This window comes from Catenibacterium faecis (assembly GCF_014306455.1).
In the GTDB taxonomy this organism is placed as follows: domain Bacteria; phylum Bacillota_I; class Bacilli_A; order Erysipelotrichales; family Coprobacillaceae; genus Catenibacterium; species Catenibacterium mitsuoka_A.
This window is the reverse complement of record NZ_JACRWG010000077.1, coordinates 1-7454: the sequence shown is the minus strand read 5'-3', so window position 1 is coordinate 7454 and position 7454 is coordinate 1. Positions and strand designations below refer to the sequence as shown.

General features: G+C 31.7%; 7 protein-coding genes. 4 read left to right on the top strand and 3 right to left on the bottom strand.

Annotated elements, in window-relative coordinates:
• Window positions 1-182 precede the first annotated feature (182 nt).
• Window positions 183-995, bottom strand: a complete 813-nt coding sequence (locus H8909_RS12005; protein ID WP_117459891.1) for a MerR family transcriptional regulator — start codon at window positions 993-995, stop codon at window positions 183-185.
• Window positions 996-1189: 194 nt separating this feature from the next.
• On the opposite strand from H8909_RS12005, the gene H8909_RS12000 reads away from it, so the two are divergent.
• Window positions 1190-1942 carry an SDR family NAD(P)-dependent oxidoreductase gene (locus H8909_RS12000; RefSeq protein ID WP_117459894.1) on the top strand — a complete coding sequence of 251 codons (753 nt, stop codon included), beginning with the start codon at window positions 1190-1192 and terminating at the stop codon, window positions 1940-1942.
• 288 nt (window positions 1943-2230) lie between these two features.
• On the opposite strand, the gene H8909_RS11995 is transcribed toward H8909_RS12000, so the two are convergent.
• Window positions 2231-3199, bottom strand: a complete 969-nt coding sequence (locus H8909_RS11995; protein WP_117459896.1) for a LacI family DNA-binding transcriptional regulator — start codon at window positions 3197-3199, stop codon at window positions 2231-2233.
• A 182-nt stretch (window positions 3200-3381) separates the two neighbouring features.
• Here H8909_RS11995 and H8909_RS11990 point away from each other — a divergent pair, with 182 nt between their 5' ends.
• From H8909_RS11990 to H8909_RS11980, 3 genes are all read left to right on the top strand, one after another.
• On the top strand, window positions 3382-4185 hold the full coding sequence (locus H8909_RS11990; RefSeq protein WP_117459897.1) for an endonuclease/exonuclease/phosphatase family protein: 804 nt from the start codon (window positions 3382-3384) through the stop codon (window positions 4183-4185).
• Window positions 4182-5666, top strand: coding sequence for a 4-alpha-glucanotransferase (gene malQ / locus H8909_RS11985; RefSeq protein ID WP_117459899.1), 1485 nt, complete (start codon window positions 4182-4184; stop codon window positions 5664-5666). The genes H8909_RS11990 and malQ overlap by 4 nt, the downstream gene beginning before the upstream one ends.
• A 95-nt stretch (window positions 5667-5761) precedes the next feature.
• A complete protein-coding gene (locus H8909_RS11980) occupies window positions 5762-6964 on the top strand; it encodes a class I SAM-dependent rRNA methyltransferase (RefSeq protein ID WP_187012992.1) in 1203 nt (400 codons plus the stop codon).
• On the opposite strand, the gene H8909_RS13810 is transcribed toward H8909_RS11980, so the two are convergent.
• Entirely contained in the window at window positions 6961-7236 is a 276-nt protein-coding gene (locus H8909_RS13810; protein ID WP_369409836.1) for a LytTR family transcriptional regulator DNA-binding domain-containing protein, read from the bottom strand. The genes H8909_RS11980 and H8909_RS13810 overlap by 4 nt on opposite strands.
• Between the last annotated feature and the right edge of the window lie 218 nt (window positions 7237-7454).

The window sequence follows — 7454 nt, the reverse complement described above, 5'->3', positions numbered from 1 at the left end:
TTTCAAATTAATTGTGGACTTCCAACCGTATTCAATTTTTTGGTGAGGCGGACTTGTCCAGCGTATTGAGTGGACTTCTCTACTGTAACGAGTGGTCTTCCATTAGCGGAATACTCAACAAAAAAAGAAATATGCACACTTTTATAAAGTCTACATATTTTTCATATTCTCTATTCAACTATTTATTTCAATTCTATAGGTACTTTAACTTTTGCATAACGTACTTTTTTACCGTTCTCTTGAAAATAGTAATTTGGATAAGTTGCTGTCGCAATTCCACAAGATTTAATATTACGTTTTTTCAAATAAATAGATATATCTTTAAAAATTTCAGTATTTGGATATTCCCAGTTCTCATTAATAACAACTGTATTTAAACAATGTTGTCTTGGCATAACTCTTGCATCTTTTAAAAATTCTTGAGGAAGTTGATTATAAATAATTTCGGGTATCACAAAAAACCACTCTGTTACACTTTGTGAAGAATCATATTGTTTTACATCTGTTACTTGTGCTTGACTAATGAATGGGAGATATTCAAATAATTTTGCATAATATCTTGGATCATCTTTAGTAAAACAAAATTCTGATTGAGAAATTTTCGCATAAGGTAATAAATAACATTTAGGTTCAACAGTGATCCAATAGTTCCCAATATTATAAAAATCTGTTTCTGACTCAACCTTTAAAGTTGTTAAATAATCTATAAGATTTTTAGTTTCCTTTACTTCTGATTCTAATTCACAAATTTTATTATTTAAAATATCCGTTACTTTAGAAACAGGTATACCTTCAACATACTCTACTGATTCTTTCATAGAATACCCTATCTTTCGATTATATAAACATGCTAATAATGAAATAACATCTTTATTATCTAAATCACGATAGTTGTTTTGACTTATTCTTTTTGGATAAATCACTCCTTCTTTTTCATAATAACGTATTGTATCTGTAGATATGCCTAACAATTTAGCAGCTTCACTAATTTTCATAATATGATCTCCTTAACATTAAAGTTAGTCCAATGTTTTATTGATATAAAATTATATCATACAAGATTTATTTCTTCAATTTTGTGTATTTTTAGAAGATAATGTACCTAAATTAGATAAATAAGCCATCCTTGACTATAGAGTTACTCCATAAATTATAATTTATATATAATCAAATATTTGGAGGTAGAAAAATGGAAAATCGTGTTGTATTAGTTACTGGTGGAGCAAGTGGAATTGGAAAAGGTATGGTTCGTATGTTTGCTGATAGAGGTTGCCAAGTTATTATTTTTGATGTTCAGGATGACAAAGGAGAAACTTTAGCAAAAGAATTATGTGATCAAGGAAAAAAGGTTGTTTATAAACATGTAAATTTATTTGATATTGATGAAATCAAAAATGCCTATGTATGGATAAAAGAACAATTTGGAAAATTAGATTATGCTATGAATAATGCAGGATTTGGTATTCCAGCAAAGCCACTTGATGAATGTACCAGTGAAGAAGTTAATAAAGTAATTGGAATTTGTTTAATTGCTGTTACAAATTGTATGATTGAAGAAATAAAAATAATGAAAGAAAATGGTTTTGGGCGTATTGTCAATACGACATCTGGTGCTGGATTATTAGGAATCAAAGGAAACTCAGTTTATTGTGCAGCTAAGCATGGTGTTGTGGGTGTTACAAAAGCAGCTGCTCTTGATTATGCAACATCTAATATTACTATTAATGCTATCGCACCAGGAACTATCGAAACTGAATTAGTAAATTCACTCAAAGAAATCGCTCCCGATGCTTATAAACAAGCAGAAGAATCAAATCCAAGTGGTCATTTAGGAAAGCCAGAAGATATTGCTAATGCTGCAGTATTCTTATGTGAAGATGCATCATCTTTTATAAACGGTGTTGTACTTCCTGTTGATAGTGGTTGCGTAGCTGGAAAATAATAAAACTAAATTCGCACAAAGGTATTGAATTATATTATATTCATAAATGTTTTGTTTTTCAAAACAACTAACTCTAAAAGTTAGAAAAGGTAAGGATCTCTCCCATCCTTACCTTTTCGTTTTGATGCAATTGTTCTCTAATTTGCGATCAAATTAGAGCATTACATATTTTAATATGCAAGTTCATTTCAAAGCATAGTAAACATTGTACTCATTTTCATTTTACAAAAAAACCCAAATTGAAATATCGATTTGAGTTTTTTGAATTTCTCTGAATAAACGTATAAATTAACGTTTTGTGAATGGCACAATTGAGCGTGTTGCAAACATGGTAGGTGTTTCTATATGTTTAATAAGCTGGACAACTGCTTCCATGCCTAACTGATTTGGGCTTACATCAATAGAAGTCAGTGGTGGTTCTGAGAAACGTGCAAAGATAGAATTATTAAAGCTCACAATAGAAATATCATCAGGCACTTTCTTTCCTACTTCAGTAATTAGTCTAACCATAATGACTGCATAAATATCATCACATACCACAAAGGCACTCGGACAGTCATCACTTCTTAATAATTCAAGTATTTCATTGGGGTTATAGGAATAGCTCGAAGAAAGATTCTTAATATAGTCTTCTTTTATTTCATAGCCTGCTTCGGATAAAGCTTGTATATAACCAAGACGTCGATCTATAGAATATTGTACATCTTTTTTTTCACCAATATAACCGATCTTTTGATGTCCTTTTTTTAATAAGTATTTCACTGCCTCATAGCCTGCCTGGATATTATCTGTATCTACACTGACTGATGTAATGGAATTCATTGGTGGTTTACCAATCATAATATAAGGAATCATACGTTCTCTTAGATAGTCTGTCACAGAAGATTCAATTTTCGTATTTAGGAAGATATATCCTTCACAATCCGCAATTTCCATACTTGTCTTCATTTCTCTCGTATCGGCACCAGTAATAATATGAAGACTATAACGCCCTTTATTACACATATAACTAATTCCTCTTACTATTTCTAGATAGAATGGATTTTCATAGACATCTACCATAGAACGTGGAAAGACGACACCAACATCATGTTTCTTAATATGTGATTTATCATACACATAACCGAGTTCATCCATTACTTTACGTACTTTTTCTTTCGTTTCTTCACTAATAGAATAATGATTATTAATTGTACGAGATACAGTAGATGGAGATACACCTGCTTTTTTCGCGATATCTTTAATTGTGATACTCATTTAAATCACCTCACTTTTATTATACTTATTATTGTTGCGTTGCGCTAACATTTGCATATTATATGCGTAAATACCCTATTTTGTTGCATAAAATCTATTGTGTAAGTGTTTACAATCATTAAAATAGAATTTGTAAGAAAAAGGAAGTAAGACATAACCTTATTAAAAGGAGGAAAAAGAAAATGAAGCTTATGACACTTAACACACATTCACTAAGTGAATGTGATGAAAAGAATAAGCTCCAGACAATTGCGAATTTTATTCTAAATTATGATGTTGATGTCATTTGTTTACAAGAAGTCAATCAAAGTATGACTGCAAAAAGTATTTCTACCGACAGATCTTATGTCGGTAGAGACATTATTAAAGAAGACAATTATGCACTTGGACTAAGCCAATTACTTGGTGATCAATACAATTGGAACTATATACCAGTTAAAGTAGGTTATGGCAAGTTTGATGAAGGTGTAGCCATCTTCTCTAAGTACCCAATTGTGAATAGTGAAAATACTTTATTGACGCAAACCAATGATTATACGTTCTGGAAGAAACGTAATTCTCTTGGAGTAGAAATAGTAAAAGAAAACACACATTTTTGGGTTTATACAGTCCATTTAGGATGGTGGAAGGATGATGAGGAACCTTTCATCAACCAATGGCATAAGCTCAATGTTGTGGCGAATAAAGAAGTCTCTGTTTACTTAGCAGGAGATTTCAATGCACCTGATATTATTCCAAACCAAAGTTATGAGACTATTAAAGAAGATGGATGGTTTGATACACGTGACTTAGCGGATGATGTCCAAGGTCGTTTTACTGCTCAGGGTAAAATAGACGGATGGGATGAAGCAGTAGATGGTATGCGTATTGATTATATCTGGTGTAATAAAAAAGAACATGTAAAAAGCCATCATGTTGTATTTGATGGTACACATGAAGATGTAGTTTCTGATCATTTTGGATTATTTATGGAGGATAGTTTATGAGAAAAAGTGGTGTGTTATTATCCGTATCATCTTTACCTAGTAAGTATGGTATTGGTTGTTTTGATGAAGCTGCTTATAAGTTTGTAGATGATCTTGTAGAAGCTAAACAAACATATTGGCAGATTCTTCCTTTAGGTATTACTGGTTATGGTGATTCACCTTATCAGTCATTCTCTACTTTTGCAGGTAACCCATATTTTATTTCTTTAGATGAGTTTGTGAAATGTGGTTATTTAAAGGAAGAAGATCTACCAGAGGCAGATATAAACAGTGATTATGTTGATTATTCTTATCTCTATGAAAATAGATATGCATTATTAAAGAAAGCTTATGAGAATTCACATATTACTGATAATGAAGATTTTAAAGCTTACTGTAAGGACAATGCATGGTGGCTAGAAGATTATGCATTATTTATGGCAATAAAAGCATCTTATGATAACCAAGGCTGGGAAAATTGGCCTTTAGAATTACGTTTAAGAAATGATGCGTCCCTTACCGAGAAACGCAATGAACTAAGTGATGATATTAATTACCATAAGTTCTTACAGTACTATGTATGGAAACAATGGTATGCATTAAAGGATTATGCGAATAGTAAAGGGGTAGAAATCATTGGTGATATTCCTATCTATGTTGCATATGATTCATCTGATGTATGGGGACAGCCAGAATTATTCCAGCTAGATCCTGAAGTAAAACCTACTGCAGTTGCAGGTGTACCACCTGATGGTTTCTCTGCTGATGGACAGCTTTGGGGTAATCCACTTTATGACTGGAAGAAACATAAGGAAACTGGTTATGCATGGTGGATTCAGAGAATTGCATATTGCAAGAAAGCTTACGATATTGTACGTATTGACCATTTTAGAGGTTTTGATGAATATTTCTCAATTCCTTATGGTGATACAACTGCGAGAAATGGACATTGGGAAAAAGGTCCAGGCTACGACTTATTTAAGACAGTTGAAGAGTCTTTAGGTAAGATAAATGTTATTGCAGAAGACTTAGGTTATTTGACTGATACAGTTAAACAGATGGTCGCTGATTGTGGTTATCCAGGTATGAAGCTATTTGAATTCGCATTTGATTCACGTGATTCTTCTGGTACAAGCAACTACCTACCTCACAACTATACAGAAAATTCAGTTGTTTATACTGGAACTCATGATAATGAAACAATGATCGGATGGCTTAAAAATATTTTACCTGAAGAAAGACAGATGTTGAAAGACTATCTACACTATGATGGTGATGATGACACTGTATTAGTGGATATGAGTATTGATTGTATTATGGCAAGTGTAAGTGATAAGTGCATTGTACCAATGCAGGATTACTTAAAGCTTGATAATACAGCACGTATGAATAAACCTAATACTTTAGGTAATAACTGGATGTGGCGTTTAGATAAGAATTCCTTTAATGATTCATTAAAGGAACGAATGCGTAACATTACAGAAAAAACAAACCGTATTTAAAGGAGATTTTCTCCTAATCAGGGTTCTTAATGAACTCTGATTTTTTTGTTGATTTTATTTCGTATATACTTTATTTTATTTACGAGGTGTAGAAAATGAAAAGAAATTATCCAAGTATTATTATTACTCCTGAAGGAGAAAAATGGCTCGATAAAGGGCAGATGTGGATGTATAAGAATAATCTAGGTAGTCTAGATGATTCTATTGAGAATGGGTCTTTAGTAGATATTATGACAACTAAAGGACGTTATTTAGGTACAGGTTTTCTTTCTAAAGAAAGTCATATTACAGTACGTATCTTGACTAAGGATCAAAATGAAGTGATTGATAGAGAATTCTTTAAAAAGAGAATTCAGTTTGCCTATGATTTTAGAAAGACAGTAGAAAAAGATAACTTAACTAATTGTCGACTTGTATTTGGTGAAGCTGATAGCTTACCAGGCTTAACTGCAGACCGTTATAATGAAATCATTGTGACTCAGATTACATCCTATGGTTTAGATTTAATCAAGGATATGATTTATGAATTATTATTAGAAGTATTAAAAGAAGATGGTCAGAATGTATCTGCCATCTATGAAAGAAATGATGTTAAAGTACGTGCGAAGGAAGGTTTAGAACTCTATAAAGGATTCTGGAAACCAAGCACATTACCTACTACAACAGTTATTAATGAAAATGGTTTAAAACTTAATGTAGATGTAGAAAATGGTCAGAAGACTGGTTACTTCTTAGATCAGAAATCTAATAGAGTATTACTTAGAAACATGTCTGCAGGTAAGACAGTATTAGACTGTTTTAGTCATACTGGTGGTTTCGCATTAAATGCAGCAATTGGAGGCGCAAAACATGTCACTGCTGTAGATGTTTCTCAGACAGCTTTAGACCAAGGTCTTGCGAATGCAAAGATGAACCACTTAGAAGAAAGAATGTCTTTTGTACAGGATGATGTCTTTGATTACTTAGATAAATGTCATCAGGGACAGTATGATATCATTGTCTTAGACCCACCTGCATTTACTAAATCAAGAAGAACTGTCAACCATGCTTATAATGGCTATAAGAATATTAATATGAAAGCTATGAAGCTTTTAAGACAGGGTGGATATTTAATTACATGCAGCTGTTCACGTTTTATGGAAACTGCACTCTTTGAACAGATGTTAAGAGAATCCGCAAAAGAATGTGGAGTGACTCTAAAACAGGTATCAGTGACTCAACAGAATGCGGATCATCCAATTCTTTGGACTATGGAAGAAACATCTTACTTAAAATTCTATATCTTCCAGATTATTTAGAAGTCTTCGGACTTCTTTTTTAATGCTTCATAAAATTTATTTTTATATTTGTAGCTTAGCTTAAATATCTCTAGGTTGAGATAGATATCTAATTGATTAATTTTAGTAATATAACGTGTATTTATACATGTATTCTTATTAATTTGTACAATCTGTTTAGAACCAATCTCTTTTAATACCACCTTTAAAGGTTTATAGAGATGATAGTTCTTTTCTTTTGTATATATTGTAGTGAGATGTTCATGTGTATGTATGTAGATAATATGATTAATAGGAATAGAAATATCCTGGTAATTATATTTGAAATGATAATAATCACGAGAATGAAAGAATGTGAATAATATGAAAGGAATATCTTTTTCTAGACTATCGTAAGCGCCAAATAATATAGTGGATTGAAATAGACCTCACCATATTAGATAATTAAAGTGTTTTTAGATTCTAAATTTACTATATATAGCGTTTTTAGCCACTAAATTTACTATATATA